This is a genomic window from Pseudomonas sp. GW821-FHT02H06 (assembly GCF_059421525.1).
The window spans coordinates 309081-325612 of sequence record NZ_JBWKVD010000001.1 but is presented as its reverse complement, the minus strand read 5'-3'; the positions used below and the strand labels follow the sequence as shown (position 1 = coordinate 325612).

Here is a 16532-nt window from a genome sequence, read left to right as displayed (position 1 = left end):
GAGACCATGGACCCGTTCATGCAAGCGGCCATTGATGAAGCGCAGAAGGGCCTGGACGAGGGCGGTATTCCGATCGGCTCGGTCATCGTCCACGACGGCAAGATCATCGGCCGTGGCCACAATCGTCGCGTCCAGGAAGGCAGCGCTATCAAGCACGGCGAAATGGACGCCTTCGAAAACGCCGGCCGCCAGCCCGCCCGCGTCTACCGCGAAGCCACGCTCTACACCACCCTGTCGCCCTGCGCGATGTGCAGCGGCGCGATCCTGCTGTACGGCATCCGCAAAATCATCGTCGGCGAACATGAGACGTTCATGGGTGAAGAAGAGCTGCTCAAGTCCCGTGGCGTGGAGGTGAATGTGCTGCACGACGAGACCTGCGTCGGACTGATGAAGCAGTTCATTGCCGACAAGCCTGAACTATGGACTGAGGACATTGGCGAGTAGTCAGCGTCAGGCTTTGACTCGCGCCGTCCCGAACAACTGCACCTGCTGCAACTGCCCGTCGCGCTCGATCAGGCGCAACGGCGCAGTGCCGCCGGGCATCACCACTTCTACCAGGCCTGCTTCAACCCAACCGCAGAGCCACGCCGCCGATGCAACCGCGCTGGCGCTGGTGCCGGATGACGCCGTCGGGCCTTCGCCCCGTTCGAACACGCGCGCTGCGATTCGATTCGCTCCCAGGCGCGCGGCCCATTGCAGATTGACCCCGCCAGCGCAGGGATCGCCGCTTCCTGATTCCCCAGCGACGAAAGCGATGCGGGTCAGGGCAGCGTTCAACTCGGTTTGGTGAAGGTTTTCGAAGCTGGGCAGATCATCCACATCCGCCACCAGCGTGACGCAATGCGGGTTGCCCACCCTGACGAACACGCTGGTCTGCCATGCCGGGTGCAATTCCGCCACGCGCTCGACCCGGTTGACCTCCCGCTCATTGAGCATCGCTCTGCCGACACCGGTTCCTGTCGCGCCCACTGCCTGCGGGCCGAAACCGGGCGCGCCGATGTCCAGCCAGAAGCCATTCACGCCTTCGACCGTTGCCGGGACAGCTTGGGTTGCAACGGGGCTGGGCGAGTCAGCATTGTCGTGATGAACGCGCAGGGTGAACGGCGCGCTGCCGGTGATAAGGCCTGCGTCGGTCAGTGACTGGGCGAAGATGGTCAGGCCGTTGCCGCTGCGTTCGGCGAGGGTGCCGTCGGTGTTGACGATCAACAGGTCGAACGGCGCCGCGTCCTGAAACGGGCCGACCAGAAGACCGTCCGAGCGATGAGATTTGCTGCCGGGTGGGCGCTGGCCAGCAGGCCAGTCACAGATCACTGCGACGGCTTGAGCCGTCCAGGCGTGGCGGCGAGTGGCGGCTTCCGTCGGTGAGTGAGGAAGGAGAACTCCGAGGGTGCGCAGGGCATCGGGAGCAATCACCGCGTAGATATTGCCGCGAGCGTCGTAGAAACGAGCCATGGTCAGTCCGGATCAGGGAGTCAGCGCGCATTAAATCACGCCGACCCGCGCGTTGCTGCCCGCCCTTCACACCACCAACGTCAACCACGCCGATACCAGCAACAACACCGCCATTACTTGATTGAAGCGCTTCATGCTCTGCGCCGAGCGGCAGAATTTAGCGGCGCTGACGCCCAGGTAGGCCCAGGCGCTCATGCACAGGATCGACACCAGGAAGAACGCCAGCGACAGCCACATCACCCGCAGCATGCGGTCGGCGTCGGTGCCCGCAAAGACGCTGACCACGGCCAGCGCCATCATCCAGGTTTTCGGGTTGACCAGTTGCAGGCTCGCCGCGCCCCACAAGCCCAGAGTCGGACCGCTGCGGGTTTGCGTCGTGTCGACTGCTTCGGCGGGCGCGGTGAAAATCTGCCACGCCAGCCAGGTCAGCCAGCCAATGCCGACCCATGACATCAGCGTTTGCACCTGTCGATGACGGACCAGCACATCCCCCAGCCCAGTGCCGACCATCAGCACCAGCAATGCCGCACCGGCGCAGGCCCCGAGGACAATCGGCAACGTGCGGAGCAGGCCGTAGCGCGAGCTGTTGGTCAGTACGAGGATGTTCGTCGGGCCGGGCGTGATGGAAGCGACGAAGGCGAACAGCAGAAAGGGCAGGAGGGTTTGCATAAGGCCACTCGGCGGTCATTGATCGTGGAGCAATGATCGGCGCGCAGTCGGCGGTCAGTCTGGAACGTTTGAGCAGCGTCGGCGGTAGTCGGCCGGGGTCATGCGATAGGCGCGCTGGAACCAGCGGCCCAGATGGCTTTGATCCGCGAAACCCAACGCAGCCGCGACGCTGACAGGCGCCTCGCCCCGCGCCAGCAGATGCCGGGCGCGGGTCAGGCGCAGTTGGATCAGGTAGGCGTGGGGCGCCAGGCCGAATGCGGCCTTGAACGCGCGGCTCAGGCGGAAGCGGTCAACGCCTGTCACCTGCGCCAGATCGTCCAGGCCGATGTCCTGATGCAAGTGGCTGTGCAGATAATCACGCGCTCGCTGGGCCACCAATGGCAGGCGCGGATCGGGGTCGATCAGGGTGCGCCAGCGCAAGTGACTGGTCAGGTTGGCGAGCAGGTGATCCAGCGCGGTCTGGCGAACGATGCGCAGTTCATCATGGTGCATCGCTTCGAATGCGTCGGCGGTGGCGATGGCGAGGCGCGGGTCTTCAGCCAGCGTCGCTGCGAAGGTCAGTTGGGCGTTGTCCGGCGCTTCTTCAAACTGCGCGCGCAATTCCCGGTCCAGCCAGCGCGGATCCAGGTACAACGTGCGGTAGGTGAAGCCGCCCGCTTCCGGAGCCGTGCCGTCGTGGATGTCGCCCGGTTCGAGCAGAAACACCTTGCCCGGCGTGCTGTTGTGCTGCTGTCGACGGCAATTGAATTGCTGCAGACCCTGTTCGGTGATGCCCACCAGATAACTGTCGTGCCAGTGCGGATCGTAGGCATGGCCCTCGAAATGCGCGCGCACTGTCTCGATGCCGGACGTAGCGTCCTGCTTGAGCTCGATCCAGTTACGGTCGGACATTGCGAGGCCTCAGAAGGGGCTGGTTTTGATAGGGGAACAGTCAATCCTGAATACGTTACCGCGCCGCTTGCGGCAGGTCTGGAAGAATCGTGCAGCGGGCGACGAAGTGTCGGCGCGCGTGAAGGTCCGGCGGGTCGCCGACTACTCTTGTTACAAAGCGAAAGGTCCTACACGTTGCTCATCCACCGTGACAGCGCGAACCTACGCGCTCGATCGCCATCAAAGACCGGAATCGTTACCCATCCCACAGAAGGTAAATGATGAACCCTTTTCCGCGACGCCTCGCCGTCGTCTTGCTCGGCGGGCTGTTATCCGCTGGCCTGGCGCAGGCTGATGATCACACCGCGCACTCGCCGCCGCTTCTGGCGGCCGCAGGGTATCCGAGCCGCTCGATCAACGTTCCCGACAACGGCGCCGTCCGCCGCGCCAACCCCAACAGCCGTCAGGGCACCGAATCCATCGCACCACGTGTCGGAGGGCCTAATCCAGGGCCCACTCAAACCCGTCCGCCCACCCTTGAAAACGGTGGCGTCGGCAACGGTTATCCAACCCGGCAGCAACCCGCTCGGCCCAGCGGCGATGCCGAACACCGCAGCAACTGAAACCACTGCCAGCATCTCTTCCATTTCGAAGGAATCGCCTATGTTGCGTACCACATCTCTCCGCAAAACCTTGCTAGCGACCTTATGCGCCTCCGCATTACTGGGCCTCTCCGTGCAGGCCACTGCCGCGACCTACCAGAGCGAGACTGGCACGCTGACCGTCGATGAGGTCGTCGGCGGGTTGCAGCATCCGTGGGCCGTGGCGTTTTTGCCGAACGCCCAGGGCATGTTGGTCACCGAGCGTACGGGCAACCTGCGTCGGGTGACGCCTGACGGCAAACTGTCGGCGCCGATCTCCGGCGTGCCGAAGGTCTGGGTGCAAGGGCAGGGCGGTTTGCTGGACGTCGAGCTGTCGCCGGATTTTGCCAAGGACCGCATGGTGTACCTGACCTACTCCGAGGCCGCGAGCGATGGTAAAACCGGCGGCACGGCGGCGGGGCGCGCAAGACTCTCGGAAGACATGACCCAACTGGAAGGCTTCACCCGTATCTTCCAGCAACAGCCGAAACTATCGGTGGGCAACCACTTCGGCTCGCGCATCGTCTTTGATCGCGACGGTTATATGTTCATCGCGCTGGGCGAAAACAACGACAAAGCCACGGCTCAGGATCTCGACAAGCTTCAGGGCAAGGTCGTGCGTCTGTACCCCGACGGCACCGTGCCCAAGGACAACCCCTTTGTCGGCCAGCAAAACGTGCGGCCGGAAATCTGGAGCTACGGCCATCGCAACCAGCAGGGGGCCGCGCTCAACCCCTGGACCGGCACGCTGTGGACCAACGAGCACGGCCCCCGTGGCGGCGACGAAATCAACATCATCGAACGCGCCGCCAACTACGGCTGGCCGATCTCGACCTTCGGCATCGACTACAGCGGCCAGCCGATTGCCGAGTCCAAAGGCAAGATCGTCGAGGGCGTGAAAAATCCCTTCCACGTGTGGGAGAAGTCCCCGGGCGTGAGTGGCATGGCGTTTTACGACTCAAGCACGTTCAAGGCGTGGGACCACAACGTCTTCATTGGCGCGCTGGCGTCCGAGGAGCTGATTCGTCTGGAGCTCAAGGACGACAAGGTGGTGCACGAAGAGCGTTTGCTCGGTGAGCTCAAGTCCCGCATCCGCGACGTGCGGCAAGGGCCGGACGGGTACGTGTATGTGCTGACGGACGAGGATGACGGAAAGTTGCTGAAGGTTGGGTTGAAGGTGGAGCAATAGCCCTACCTTGAAATTATCGCCCAAGCGCCTGATTAACTGCATCTAGTAGGACCCCCTTAAGCCGGGAAGGGGCCAGTACATTCGACGCATTTTTTCCGCCAATGCCGCAGTCTTCCCGGCTGAAGCCGGTCCTACAAAAGCTCGTCCCATTCGAAATTGCTATGTCGGCCAGAAGTGGACTGTAGGACCGGCTTTAGCCGGGAAGGGGGCGGTACGTTCAACGCATTTGTTTCGCCAATGCCGTAGTCTTCCCGGCTGAAGCCGGTCCTACAAAAGCTCGTCCTGCTCACCATCTCTATTCCAGCCAGTAATGGACTGTGGGACCGGCTTTAGCCGGGAAGGGGCCAGTACATTCGACATATCTCTCTCATCAGTACCGCAGCCCTCCAGGCTGAAGCGGGTCCTGCAAAAATCACCTGCACACCGAATTCCAAGTCAATCCCGGTTGTAAAAACGCCGCGCAGAACGTAAAAGAGGCGCCGCCGAACTGGCTTGCGTTTCTCCCTGCCCGACTGTCCATCACCAGGAACTCACCCGCCGATGATCACCTCGTCCCGTCCCGCTGCCGGTTTCACCCGTCGGCTGTTGCCGCTGAGTATCGCTTTCGCTTCGCCGTGGCTGGCGGCTCAGGAAGCCGAGCCGGTGACGCTGGATGCGCTGCGGGTGACGGGGGAGCAGGAGTCGATCTATCAGGCGAGCAGCGCGTCGGTTGGCGGGTTCAGCGAAGCGCCGCTGCGCGATACGCCGGCCTCGATATCGGTGTTCACCGCCGAGCGGCTGAAGGACCAGCAGGCCAAGCTGCTCAGCGATGTCCTGCGCAACGACGCGTCGGTGGGCGACAGCTATGCGCCGGTGGGTTACTACGAGAATTTCGTCGTGCGCGGTTTCTCGCTCAATGCGGCCAACAGCTACCGCATCAACGGGCGGAGCATCACCGGTGAGCAGAACGTGGCACTGGAAAACAAGGAACAGGTCGAGCTGCTCAAGGGGCTGTCGGGCCTGCAGAGTGGCGTGTCCGAGCCTGCGGGCGTGATCAATTACAAGACCAAGCGCCCGGAAGACGTGCGCTCGGTGACGGTCTCGACCAACGAGCACGGCGAGCGCTACATCGCCACGGACGTCGGCGGCTGGTTCGGCAGCGAGAAACAATTCGGCCTGCGCGCCAACGTCGCCCACGAGGACATTCGCTCTTACGTCGAGCACGCCAATGGCCAACGGGATTTCGCCTCGCTGGCCTTCGACTGGAACATCAACGACCAGTCCACCCTGCAGCTCGACGTCGAATACCAGACCAAAGAACAGCGCTCGGTGCCGGGCTATCAGTTGCTGGGCGGCACCGAGCTGCCCCACGACGCCTCACCGCGCAAACTGTTGGGCTATCAAAGCGGCTCGAATCCGGTGGGCATCGACTCGCTGAACATGACCGGCCGCTACGAATACCGCCTCAGCGACGACTGGAAAGCCAGCCTCATCGCATCTCGCAGCCGCGTGGTCATCGACGACTACAGCGCTTTCGCCTACGGCTGCTATTACCAGAGCGACTGCCCTGCCGAGCCGCTGACCGGGCACTTTACGCCGAGCGGCGGCTACGACATCTACGATTTCCGCAGCCCGGACGACACGCGGCGCAACGATGAAGTTGAAGCGTCGATGACCGGCCTGTTCGACACCGGCTGGCTCAAGCATGAGCTGACGTTCGGCAGCAGCGCGTTCCGGCGCACGGTCGACACTCGGCCATATTTCAGCGAATACGTCGGCTCCGGCAACATCCACGGGACGCCGGAAACCTTCGCGCCGTCGGAGCTGTCCGTGGGCCACACCGAACGGCGCCTGGACAGCCGTCAGTACGGGCTTTTCGCCACCGACCGCATCAGCTTTAACAAACACTGGCAAATGGTGATCGGCGGGCGTGAAGTGAAGCTCGACGAAAAAGCCTACAACGAGGATGGCAGCGAGAACCGTCACACCGAGCGCTCGATCTTCCTGCCCCAGGCTGCGCTGATCTACAAACCGATCGACAACGTTTCGCTGTACACCAGCTACAGCAAAGGCTTGTCCCTGGGCGGCACGGCGTCGGTGTTCGACAGCAATGTCGGGGAAATCCTCGCGCCGACGATCTCTCGCCAACTGGAAGCCGGGGTCAAATACGACTGGCGCCGCATGAGCTTCACCGCAGCGGTGTTTCAAACGCGTCAGGCCTATCAGTATTCGAAACCCCAGGACGACGGCAGCCTGACTTTCGTCCAGCAGGGCCAGCAGAAGAACACCGGCGTCGAGCTGAGCGCCAACGGCTACGTGACCTCCCAGCTGCAGATGTCGGCCAGCGTCGCGGCCATTCGCGCGCGGGTTGAAGACAGCGGAACAGCGGCTTACGAAGATCAGGCGATCAACGTGCCGAAATTCCGCAGCAGTTTGTCAGCGGATTACGCACTGCCGATTCAAGGCTTGGCGCTGCTGGGCGGCGTGCAATACAGCTCCAGCAAGTTCGCCAACCGCGAAGGCTCGGTGAAAGTCGATGACTACGCGGTGTTCAACGCGGGCAGCCGCTACACCACAAAAATCGAGGGCTACGACACGGTCTTGCGCCTGACCGTCGACAACCTGTTCGACAAGCGCTACTGGCGCGACGCGGGCGAATACCTGGGGGACGATTACCTGTTCCTCGGCGCACCGCGTACGGCGCGGGTTTCGGCGACGGTGAATTTTTAAATCAGCCGCTGAAACGCGTCAGCCGTCAGCGATCCGCCCGCAAGCCGTCAGCTTTGTTATCCTGCGCGCCTTTGTCGCACCCAAGTGCGTTTCAACCTGTGATTTGGGGTCTTTCATGACAGCCATTCTTCGACCGCGCCCACAACCCATCAGCCGGGGAGACTACAAAACTCTTGGCCTGGCGGCACTGGGCGGGGCGCTGGAAATCTACGATTTCATCATCTTCGTGTTTTTCGCCCTGACGCTCAGTCAGCTGTTCTTCCCGCCGGAAATGCCCGAGTGGCTGCGCCTGCTACAAAGCTTTGGCATCTTCGTCACCGGCTACCTGGCGCGGCCGCTGGGCGGCATTCTGATGGCGCACTTCGCCGACAAACTGGGTCGCAAGCGCGTGTTCAGCCTCAGCATTCTGATGATGGCGCTGCCCTGTCTGCTGATCGGCGTGATGCCGACGTACGCTGAAATCGGCTACTGGGCACCGCTGATCCTGCTGGCGCTGCGCATCCTTCAGGGCGCGGCCGTTGGCGGCGAAGTGCCGAGCGCCTGGGTGTTCGTCGCCGAGCACGCACCGAAGGGCCATCGCGGTTATGCGCTGGGTGTTCTGCAAGCCGGTCTGACTTTCGGTTACCTGATCGGGGCGCTGACGGCGACCTGGTTGGCGAAAGTGTTCAGCCACGCCGAAATCCTCGATTACGCCTGGCGCATCCCGTTTCTGCTGGGCGGCGTCTTCGGCGTCATTGGCGTATGGCTGCGACGCTGGCTCAGCGAGACGCCGGTGTTCATGGCGATGCACGCCCAGCGCGAGGGCATGACTGAACTGCCGCTGCGCGCTGTCCTACGCCAGCACCGGCAATCTCTGCTGCCGGCTGCGTTGCTGACCTGCGTGCTGACGTCCGCTGTTGTCACCCTGGTGGTCATCACGCCTACGGTGATGCAGCAGCGCTTCGGCATGAGCCCCAGCGACACCTTCGCCCTGAGCAGCGTCGGCATCGTCTTCCTCAACATCGGCTGCGTGCTGGCCGGCATGCTGGTCGATCGCATTGGCGCCTGGCGCGGCGTGGTGCTGTACAGCCTGTTGCTGCCCATCGGTGTTGGCGTGCTCTACGCTAGTCTGGTCAGTCACTGGCTGCCGTTGAGCCTCGCCTACGCAGTGGCCGGTCTGGCCTGCGGCATTGTCGGCGTCGTCCCTTCGGTCATGGTCGGACTGTTCCCTGCGAATATTCGCGTCTCCGGCATCTCGCTGACCTACAACATCAGCTACGCGCTGTGGGCAAGCACCACGCCGCTGGCGCTGATCGCCTTGATGCCGTGGAGTCCGTGGGTGTGCGTGGGCTATTGCGTGATCATGGGCGCGGTCGGTCTGGTGACGGCCATGTTCTTCGGCCTGCGCAAGGGCATGCAGGTCGATGATCCGCGGGTAGTGCAGGCTGGAAACTGAAAGAGCGAGGGCGTCGCAATGGCGCCCGTGTCGACTCGATGGTGCGGATTTCAAATCCGTGCCATTACAGCTCAGATTGACCCGCTGATTTGTAACAGATGATTGTAATTATCATTTGCAGCGTTTATTGTCCCCGTCTATACAACTGACCCGCTTTTATATATCCACACGGCCTGCATTTGGGGCGTGTTCGAATACCTTGTCTGCGTGTTTAAGTAGGGATGCTTCGCAAATATCTGTAGGAAAATTTACTTGTTATTGTTCGGTTATTAACCGGGCTTGACCGTGTAAATGATTAAAGCGCTAAAAACCTGAATATCAATAAAAACAATGTCACGGCCCTGGCAGATGTAATGCCATGGCCGGCAAGTCGCGGAGACGGTTGAGGGCCAATGTTGGAAGAAGAACGCAAGCGCAAACGGTTGAACAAAGCCACTCCCCGAGAGCAGGAAGTCCTGCTTCTATTGCTGCAGGGGCATACCAACAAAGACATCGCGCAGCGGCTGGGGATCAGTGATTACACGGCCCGCGACCACGTTTCAGCGTTGCTGCGAAAGAACGAGGTGAAGAACCGCGCACAGCTCATTGCACTGCACATCACGGCGTCTCGAAAGAAAAAACTACTCCCACCCCTACATCTGACGGATTGTTCCGTTGAACGGTAAGTGCATAATTAACCCAATTTGATAACCAAACTTCCAATCCGTCGGCAGCGTGATTTGCTACGGTGAAGTTGATTTCGCGATGCGCGGTTTTCTGCGTTACTACTTCGCTGCCAGTGCTTTTTTGTTTTTTCAATAAAAGTGCTCGCCATGGCGCACCCAAAATAACAACCAATAATAAGGATGGAATCGATGACCCTTCAAATCGCAACCTCTGAGCCCTTGAAGCAAGCGTGCATCGATGCAGACTTTAATGTGGACGCCTCGTCCGCGTTTCAGCAATTGGTCGATGAGCAAAGCCGGCTGTCCCGAGACCAACTGAGCGAGCTGCACAAGCGATGGCTCGGGCCCCATGGCGTGTTTGCCACCTTCAGCGCAGAGGTCGAGCGACTGGGGCGTCAGGCTCCTGCGCTGGATGATCTCTCCAGCCTTGGCAGCGCAGAGCGTATGAACGAGGCCGAACGGGCGGTGGCCTTCGCGCTGGCGCAGAGCAATCGCCGGCGCGCGGTGAACAACCCGTTCGGCTCACGCTCGCGTCAGGACCTGTGCTGCGTGGTGTTCAACGAGACCGACGCATACACCTTGGCGGAGCGATACGCCGCGTACGAAGCCATGCGTCAGAGCGACTCGGATTTCTTCATCAAACTCATCGCCACCACCCGCGGCGTCACCGAGCGGCGCATCGTCTTTCGCGGCCTGCTCGAACATTACGACCGCCTGCTGCCGATCGAAAAAAGCATCTACCCCGAGGCCTACCGCGACGTGCAGCAAACGCATCTGGATCGGGAAGAAGGGTTATATGGGCCGTTGATATTGGGCGACAGCCTGCACAATCTGCTGTCACGCATGACACCGCTTGAGCTGCTCAAGCAGGTCAAGGCACCGACCGATGCCATGGCCTGCAGTGAATAGCGAATCTTTCGGACCTCAATTACGTCGCTGACTCACCCCAGCGCAGCACCCTCGCGCGCCCCCGCTTTGCTGGACGGCTGCGCTGGTGTGACCCGATTGCGCCCGGCGCTTTTTGCGTCGTACAGCGCCATGTCGGCTTCGTGGAGCCACATGCCGGCGTCGTTCTGGTGCGCGCCGTACGCCGCGACGCCGATACTCAGGCTCAGCTTGAGATCGGGCAGCGCCGAGTGGGCGTGCTCGTGGACCGTGCGGCGCAGGCGTTCGAGTATCTCGATCGCCTGGGTCAGGGGGGTGTCGGGCAAAATGACGCAGAACTCGTCGCCGCCGTAACGGCCGGCCAGATCGGTCTGCCGCAGGCTGGCGGACAGCGCGTTGCTCAGTTGCTTGAGCACATTGTCGCCGGTGATGTGGCCGTAGGTGTCGTTGATGGTCTTGAAGTGGTCGATGTCGATCAGCGCCACGCTGTGCTGGCGATTGAGCGTCTGGCATTTATCGAACTCCAGCGCCAGTCGATCCTTCCACGCGCCGTGGTTCATGAGGCCTGTGAGGCTGTCGGTGGTGCTGAGCTTTTCCAGCGCTTTCTTGCTTCTGGACAGCTGCACGGCCACGCGATAACAGACCAGCCCGATGGCCATCGGGTAGATCACCAGCATGGGCAGGCAGGCGAATACCTGCAGCTGAGTGACATGCGGAAACAACGCCGGCAGGAATATCTTGTACGCCACCAGTGCGCCTGCTACCTGCGCCAGCGAACCCAATACAAACAGACGCAAACCACCGGACGCGATGTTGTTCATCGCCATCATCGACAGCACCGTCACGGTGGGCAACGGACTGATCCCCATCGCCCCCGCCCAGAAGCCGCCGCCCAGCGAGTCATAAATCATGTTGCGGCGTTCGGCGGCGTACGGGTGACGTGAACGCTTGGCGAGCAGGTAAGCCAGGTGCGGCCAGCCGTAACCGTGGGCGATCATGGCGATCCACACCCAGGCCGGCGGATGGGAAGGGTACAGCGCTGCAGCCACCGCGAAGAACCCAATACCCAGACCGATACTGCGCGGCAGGTACATGCGTCTGGCGAAGGAGAGACCTTTTGGGACCGAAGTGTTCATAGCGCTTCACCGGGTTGTGACGCTGCATCCCGACTGCCACATCGGTCACGACCAACGACTCCGAGTGTCCCTCGCCAACGGGACGCTGGGAAGAGCCCTTTGCCACTATTGAGCAAATAATTCACGCCGGCTGTCGCCACAGGGTGAGGTGATGCATGTGTCGTTTGGCTCAGCGTTGGGTGTCGTCTGTCATGGCGTGTTTTCCGGGCATCTGTGTATAGACCGTTCTACAAAGGTTGGCTGAAATGGGGCGGCAATTCGGCGCGGTCCGGATGCATATTCCGTCACGCCGGCAGGAGCCCACGATGCCCGAACTCTCGAACCTCATCGCTTTTTCACTGATAGCCCTCGGTATGGTGCTGACGCCAGGGCCGAACATGATTTACGTCATTTCGCGATCCATCTCACAAGGGCGCAAGGCGGGGCTGATCTCCCTCGGCGGCGTGGCAGTCGGCTTTATCTTCTACATGCTCTGCGCGGCCTTTGGCATCACCGGCCTGGTCATGGCGGTCCCGTATGCCTACGACACACTGCGCATGGCGGGTGTCGTGTATTTGCTGTACCTCGCCTGGCAGGCCGTGAAACCGGGCGGTCGCTCGCCTTTTCAGGTGAGGGATTTGCCTCAGGACAGTAACCGACAGCTGTTCCTGATGGGCCTGATGACCAACCTGTTCAACCCCAAAGTGGCGGTGCTTTACCTGTCGCTGCTGCCGCAGTTCATCACCGTCGACAACGGCACCAGCGTGCTCAGCCAGTCGCTGATCTTGGGCAGCGCGCAGATTCTGGTGAGCCTGAGTGTGAATGCGACGGTCGCCATGGCGGCGGGCTCCATCGCCGTTTTTCTGACCCAGAAGCCCGGGTGGGCGACCGTGCAGCGTTGGCTGATGGGCACGGTGTTGTTCGGGTTCGCGGTGCGGATGGCGGCGGAGGGCAGGCGGTAACCGCGCTGTCACGCTTCGAGGAATTACGGCTGGCCCTTGCCAGACGCTCCGCGATTCGGGAGATTACTGGCCCGACTCGTTAGCATCATCACAAGGGACGTCTGATGCCTGTTTCTCTTTCCGTTTTGCGTATCACCTGCCTCGCCGCGCTGATCGCGCCATTTACCCTGCACGCCGAGAATGCGGTCCATGTGCTGACAGGCACCTTGGGTAAATCACCCATCGTCGTCGAGCTGGACCTCACCAGCGCTGAAGACGTGACGGGCCGCTATTTCTACGAGAAGTACCACAAGGACCTGCCGCTTTCCGGCACTTCCAAAGGCAATGATCTGACGCTCACTGAGGGCTTGAGCTACGACGACGAAGCCAAGTTGCCGAAGCTGGTCCTTCATAAAAATCCGGACGCGACCTGGACCGGGGACTGGAGCAGCAAGGGCAAGTCATACAAGGTGCAACTGGCCGAGCGCGCCGTCACCGCGCCGGATGCTTCCGCCGAACCGGGTTGGCAGGACATTTACAAACAGTCGACCTATGACTACCTGCGGCTCACACACCTGCCGCTCAAGGCAGACAAAAAAGCCACGTTCATGGGCCACGGGCTGCAATGGTGGGTCGAGCCGGAGTCGGGCGTCTCGATGTTTGAAATCACGTCGGGTTACGCGCCGGAGCAGGCCGCAGGAATCAATCAGCAGTTGCGCTCGCGCTTGTGGCAGGAGGTTGTCAGCTACAACCAGTGCATGCTCAATGCCAGTCGCAACGGTGGTGATTTTGCGCAGACGGTCACGCCGCGCTTGCTGACGCCTGGCATCGTGAGCCTAAGCGTCTTCACCGATTATGATTGCGGCGGCGCGCACCCGGACTTCGGCGACTCGCCGCTGAATCTGGATGCCAGCATGGGGAAGGAGTTGACGCTGGAAGATGTGGTGTGGGTCGGCAAAGGCGCGCCGTTTCATTACGAACGTGATGAAGAAGGTGGTGTGAGTTTCGACACGTATTCGGACTACCGCGGCAAAGCCTTCGCCCCCTGGCTCGTTGAGCAGTTAAAAGCGGCGCACCCTGCAGACATGGTGAAGCCTGCTACCGAAGACGGCTGCGACTACACAGACCCGTCGGTCTGGGAGTTTCCGTCGTGGTATTTCACTGAAAAAGGCATCGTGTTCGGCCCCTCTTTCGCTCGCGTCATGCGCGCGTGTGAAAGTCCCGAATGGTCGACCGTGCCTTACAGCGTGATCAAGGCGCATCCGGGCGGGACCAAACTGACGTTGCCGGAATGATCAAGCCCACGTGATCAGATTGATGATCTGACATCGCTGCTTTTTCGGCTGCAACCGCTGCCGCAAAAGCAGCAACCCTCACTTCCCGCCGGTCACACCCTTGACCACCTCGGCGTGGGCCTTGGCATCCTTCGCCAGGGAGATCACGTTCACCATCGCCGTGCGTTTGCCGTAGGCCGCGGTAATCGTCGTGCTCAGCACCCGACCGCCGTCTACGCTCCCTGAGATATCCAGCTGACGCATGCCGAGGCCTTTTCGTACGATCTTCTTCTCGCCCAGCTTCTTGAAGTCCTTGTAGCTGGACTGCTGCTGTTGCAGCGTGTCGGCGATGATGCCGTCGAGGGTTGGCTTGTCGTTGGCGCCGACCTTCTGGTCATTGGGCAGCGGCGCTTCGGTGATGATCACCACGCGCTTGGCCGGCTTGTTCATGTACAGCGAGCCGGTGACGCCTGCAGCTCTGGCCTTGGCGTCGATCTCTTCCATGGGGCCTTTGACGTAGTCCTTCGGCAGGGTGAAGGCAAATTTGCCGCCGAGCATCGCGACTTTTTGCCCGGAAGGTTTCGGCGCGGGTTTGGCTTTGGTCGCGGCCTGCGCGCCGACCATGCCCAGGCATGAAGCCAACGCGGTGCAGACCAGCAGGGTTCTTAAACTGAACAAGCGCATTCCGACCACTCCTGGGGATGATTCCTACATAGGTCCGGCATTTTGCCTGAGGGTGATGGCAGGTTGATAGTCGTGAGGGTGAGGGTGAGGGTGAGGGTGTCAGCGGCAATCCTTAATGCCGGTCCGATGGCGCGAACGGGTATCTACGTAGGACCGGCTTCAGCCGGGAAGAGGCCAGTTCAAGCACCGCAGATTTCCATTCGTGCATTGGCTTTCCAGGCCAAAGGTGTACATTGAATTCAAAATACAATAAGCACAGGAGACAGACATGACCCATGCCACTGATCGCACCTTGCAAGTCCCTTTCGCCGGTCCCACGTTGTTGGGTACTCCACTTCTCAACAAAGGCACCGCGTTCAGCCTCGACGAGCGTGAAGCGCTGGCCCTGCAGGGTCTGCTGCCCGAACGCGTCGAGACCATCGAACAACAGGCGAGCCGCGCCTATCACCAGTACCAGGCCTGCGCGACCGATCTGGACAAACACATACTTCTGCGCTCGATCCAGGATTCCAACGAAACACTCTTCTACCGCGTCGTCGACGACCACCTCGACGAGATGCTGCCGATCATCTACACCCCCACCGTCGGCAAGGTCTGCCAGGAATTTTCCCGCATCTACCGCAGCCATCGCGGCTTGTTCATCAGCATCGCCGACAAGGACCGCATCGACGAGATCCTCAACAACGTCACCAAAGACAACGTCAAAGTCATCGTCGTCAGTGATTGCGAGCGCATTCTCGGCCTTGGTGATCAGGGTGTCGGCGGCATGGGCATCCCCATCGGCAAGCTGTCGTTGTACACGGCGTGCGGCGGCATCAGCCCGGCCTACACGCTGCCGGTGGTGCTCGACGTGGGCACCAACAACCCGGCGCTGCTGGCGGATCCGCTGTATTTCGGCCGTGGCCAGGAGCGTGTTCGCGGCGCCGAATATGACGCGTTCGTACAGGCATTCGTCGAAGGCGTTCAGCGGCGTTGGCCGGAAGCCATTCTGCAGTTCGAAGACTTCGCGCTGACCAATGCCATGCCGTTGCTCGCGCGCTTTCGCGATCAACTCTGCTGCTTCAACGATGACATCCAGGGCACAGCCGCCGTCACCGTCGGCACCTTGCTGGCCGCCTGCAAGATGAAGGGCCAGCGCTTGTCCGATCAGACCGTCGCCTTTGTAGGCGCCGGGTCAGCGGGTTGTGGGATCGCCGAGCAGATCATCGCCGCCATGCAGCTCGAAGGCTTGTCCGAAGCCCAGTCCCGCAGTCAGGTCTTTCTGCTTAACAGCAAAGGGCTGCTGACCGATCGCCAGCCGGACCTCTACGACTTCCAACAGCGACTGGCCCACTCCAGCGATTCACTCAGCGACTGGGATTTCAGCGCCGACTGGCCCTCGCTGCTTGATGTGGTCAGCAACGCCAAACCCACCGTGCTGATTGGCGTGTCGGGCAAGGCCGGACTGTTCACCCAGCAGATCGTCGAGACCATGCACAGCCACTGCCCGCAGCCGATCATCATGCCGCTGTCCAACCCGACCTCGCAGATCGAAGCGCACCCCAAGGACATTCTGCAATGGACCGACGGACAGGCGCTGGTGGCGACGGGCAGTCCGTTTCTGCCCATCGAGGTGCTGGGCAAAACCTTTCCCATCGCCCAGTGCAATAACTCCTACATCTTCCCCGGCATCGGCCTCGGCGCCATCGCGAGCAAGGCCACACGCGTCACCGACGGCATGCTGATGGCGTCGGCCCAGGCGCTGGCTGAGTGCGCAGCGGCAGGACAGATGCTGCCGCCGTTGCGGGATGTTCAAGCGGTCAGCAAGCGCATCGCGTTCGCCGTCGGCATGGCGGCCCAGCGCGACAGTGTGGCGCCACCGCAATCGGAAGATGAATTGTCAGCAGCGATTGAGAAAGACTTCTGGCAGCCCGTTTACCGGTCGTATGTCCGCCGCCCTGACTAAACGCTGCACAGCAAAAAGAACCCGCCACATCGGCGGGTTTTTTTATCGCAGCGAGGTA

15 protein-coding genes are annotated in these 16532 nt (G+C 61.3%); 10 read left to right on the top strand and 5 right to left on the bottom strand.

All coding sequences use genetic code 11. The features are described from left to right. Positions 1–6: 6 nt before the first annotated feature. On the top strand, positions 7–444 hold the full coding sequence (locus AC07VF_RS01545; RefSeq protein WP_495008771.1) for a nucleoside deaminase: 438 nt from the start codon (positions 7–9) through the stop codon (positions 442–444). A 6-nt stretch (positions 445–450) separates the two neighbouring features. On the opposite strand, the gene AC07VF_RS01540 is transcribed toward AC07VF_RS01545, so the two are convergent. From AC07VF_RS01540 to AC07VF_RS01530, 3 genes are all read right to left on the bottom strand, one after another. After that, a complete protein-coding gene (locus tag AC07VF_RS01540) occupies positions 451–1452 on the bottom strand; it encodes a diaminopimelate epimerase (protein WP_192171510.1) in 1002 nt (333 codons plus the stop codon). A gap of 66 nt (positions 1453–1518) precedes the next feature. Further along, on the bottom strand, positions 1519–2121 hold the full coding sequence (locus AC07VF_RS01535; protein WP_192171509.1) for a LysE family translocator: 603 nt from the start codon (positions 2119–2121) through the stop codon (positions 1519–1521). A 54-nt stretch (positions 2122–2175) separates the two neighbouring features. Then, on the bottom strand, positions 2176–3012 hold the full coding sequence (locus AC07VF_RS01530) for an AraC family ligand binding domain-containing protein (RefSeq protein ID WP_495008772.1): 837 nt from the start codon (positions 3010–3012) through the stop codon (positions 2176–2178). 260 nt (positions 3013–3272) lie between these two features. On the opposite strand from AC07VF_RS01530, the gene AC07VF_RS01525 reads away from it, so the two are divergent. The 6 genes from AC07VF_RS01525 (at position 3273) to AC07VF_RS01500 (ending at position 10539) form a co-directional block, all read left to right on the top strand. Continuing rightward, the gene (locus AC07VF_RS01525) at positions 3273–3614 is read left to right on the top strand and encodes a hypothetical protein (protein WP_495008773.1); all 342 of its coding nucleotides are present in this window, start codon (positions 3273–3275) and stop codon (positions 3612–3614) included. A 40-nt stretch (positions 3615–3654) separates the two neighbouring features. Continuing rightward, on the top strand, positions 3655–4821 hold the full coding sequence (locus tag AC07VF_RS01520) for a PQQ-dependent sugar dehydrogenase (protein WP_495031046.1): 1167 nt from the start codon (positions 3655–3657) through the stop codon (positions 4819–4821). A 540-nt stretch (positions 4822–5361) separates the two neighbouring features. Further along, positions 5362–7530: a TonB-dependent siderophore receptor gene (locus tag AC07VF_RS01515; protein ID WP_495008784.1), complete on the top strand. Its 2169-nt coding sequence runs from the start codon at positions 5362–5364 to the stop codon at positions 7528–7530. Between the two features lie 115 nt (positions 7531–7645). Next, positions 7646–8965, top strand: a complete 1320-nt coding sequence (locus AC07VF_RS01510; protein WP_495008785.1) for an MFS transporter — start codon at positions 7646–7648, stop codon at positions 8963–8965. Between the two features lie 392 nt (positions 8966–9357). Further along, a complete protein-coding gene (locus tag AC07VF_RS01505) occupies positions 9358–9630 on the top strand; it encodes a LuxR C-terminal-related transcriptional regulator (protein ID WP_192171504.1) in 273 nt (90 codons plus the stop codon). Between the two features lie 189 nt (positions 9631–9819). Beyond that, a complete protein-coding gene (locus AC07VF_RS01500; protein ID WP_495008786.1) occupies positions 9820–10539 on the top strand; it encodes a hypothetical protein in 720 nt (239 codons plus the stop codon). 32 nt (positions 10540–10571) lie between these two features. Here AC07VF_RS01500 and AC07VF_RS01495 read toward each other — a convergent pair whose 3' ends face one another. Then, positions 10572–11651, bottom strand: coding sequence for a diguanylate cyclase (locus AC07VF_RS01495; protein WP_495008787.1), 1080 nt, complete (start codon positions 11649–11651; stop codon positions 10572–10574). 305 nt (positions 11652–11956) lie between these two features. Here AC07VF_RS01495 and AC07VF_RS01490 point away from each other — a divergent pair, with 305 nt between their 5' ends. Together AC07VF_RS01490 and AC07VF_RS01485 are read left to right on the top strand one after the other, a co-directional pair. Continuing rightward, positions 11957–12592: a LysE family translocator gene (locus tag AC07VF_RS01490; protein ID WP_423574681.1), complete on the top strand. Its 636-nt coding sequence runs from the start codon at positions 11957–11959 to the stop codon at positions 12590–12592. 104 nt (positions 12593–12696) lie between these two features. Continuing rightward, positions 12697–13866, top strand: a complete 1170-nt coding sequence (locus tag AC07VF_RS01485) for an RsiV family protein (RefSeq protein WP_495008788.1) — start codon at positions 12697–12699, stop codon at positions 13864–13866. Between the two features lie 78 nt (positions 13867–13944). Here AC07VF_RS01485 and AC07VF_RS01480 read toward each other — a convergent pair whose 3' ends face one another. Further along, the gene (locus AC07VF_RS01480; protein WP_282366751.1) at positions 13945–14529 is read right to left on the bottom strand and encodes a DcrB/PsbP domain-containing protein; all 585 of its coding nucleotides are present in this window, start codon (positions 14527–14529) and stop codon (positions 13945–13947) included. Between the two features lie 268 nt (positions 14530–14797). On the opposite strand from AC07VF_RS01480, the gene AC07VF_RS01475 reads away from it, so the two are divergent. Then, positions 14798–16474 carry an NAD-dependent malic enzyme gene (locus tag AC07VF_RS01475; RefSeq protein WP_495008789.1) on the top strand — a complete coding sequence of 559 codons (1677 nt, stop codon included), beginning with the start codon at positions 14798–14800 and terminating at the stop codon, positions 16472–16474. Positions 16475–16532: the final 58 nt, after the last annotated feature.

Bases quoted from the DNA above. Each gene is read 5' to 3' on its own strand.
- AC07VF_RS01490 (WP_423574681.1), top strand. From the start codon at position 11,957: ATGCCCGAACTCTCGAACCTCATCGCTTTTTCACTGATAGCCCTCGGT.
- AC07VF_RS01495 (WP_495008787.1), bottom strand. From the start codon at position 11,651: ATGAACACTTCGGTCCCAAAAGGTCTCTCCTTCGCCAGACGCATGTAC.
- AC07VF_RS01475 (WP_495008789.1), top strand. From the start codon at position 14,798: ATGACCCATGCCACTGATCGCACCTTGCAAGTCCCTTTCGCCGGTCCC.
- AC07VF_RS01540 (WP_192171510.1), bottom strand. From the start codon at position 1,452: ATGGCTCGTTTCTACGACGCTCGCGGCAATATCTACGCGGTGATTGCT.
- AC07VF_RS01485 (WP_495008788.1), top strand. From the start codon at position 12,697: ATGCCTGTTTCTCTTTCCGTTTTGCGTATCACCTGCCTCGCCGCGCTG.
- AC07VF_RS01520 (WP_495031046.1), top strand. From the start codon at position 3,655: ATGTTGCGTACCACATCTCTCCGCAAAACCTTGCTAGCGACCTTATGC.
- AC07VF_RS01505 (WP_192171504.1), top strand. From the start codon at position 9,358: ATGTTGGAAGAAGAACGCAAGCGCAAACGGTTGAACAAAGCCACTCCC.
- AC07VF_RS01480 (WP_282366751.1), bottom strand. From the start codon at position 14,529: ATGCGCTTGTTCAGTTTAAGAACCCTGCTGGTCTGCACCGCGTTGGCT.
- AC07VF_RS01535 (WP_192171509.1), bottom strand. From the start codon at position 2,121: ATGCAAACCCTCCTGCCCTTTCTGCTGTTCGCCTTCGTCGCTTCCATC.
- AC07VF_RS01530 (WP_495008772.1), bottom strand. From the start codon at position 3,012: ATGTCCGACCGTAACTGGATCGAGCTCAAGCAGGACGCTACGTCCGGC.
- AC07VF_RS01510 (WP_495008785.1), top strand. From the start codon at position 7,646: ATGACAGCCATTCTTCGACCGCGCCCACAACCCATCAGCCGGGGAGAC.
- AC07VF_RS01545 (WP_495008771.1), top strand. From the start codon at position 7: ATGGACCCGTTCATGCAAGCGGCCATTGATGAAGCGCAGAAGGGCCTG.
- AC07VF_RS01515 (WP_495008784.1), top strand. From the start codon at position 5,362: ATGATCACCTCGTCCCGTCCCGCTGCCGGTTTCACCCGTCGGCTGTTG.
- AC07VF_RS01525 (WP_495008773.1), top strand. From the start codon at position 3,273: ATGAACCCTTTTCCGCGACGCCTCGCCGTCGTCTTGCTCGGCGGGCTG.
- AC07VF_RS01500 (WP_495008786.1), top strand. From the start codon at position 9,820: ATGACCCTTCAAATCGCAACCTCTGAGCCCTTGAAGCAAGCGTGCATC.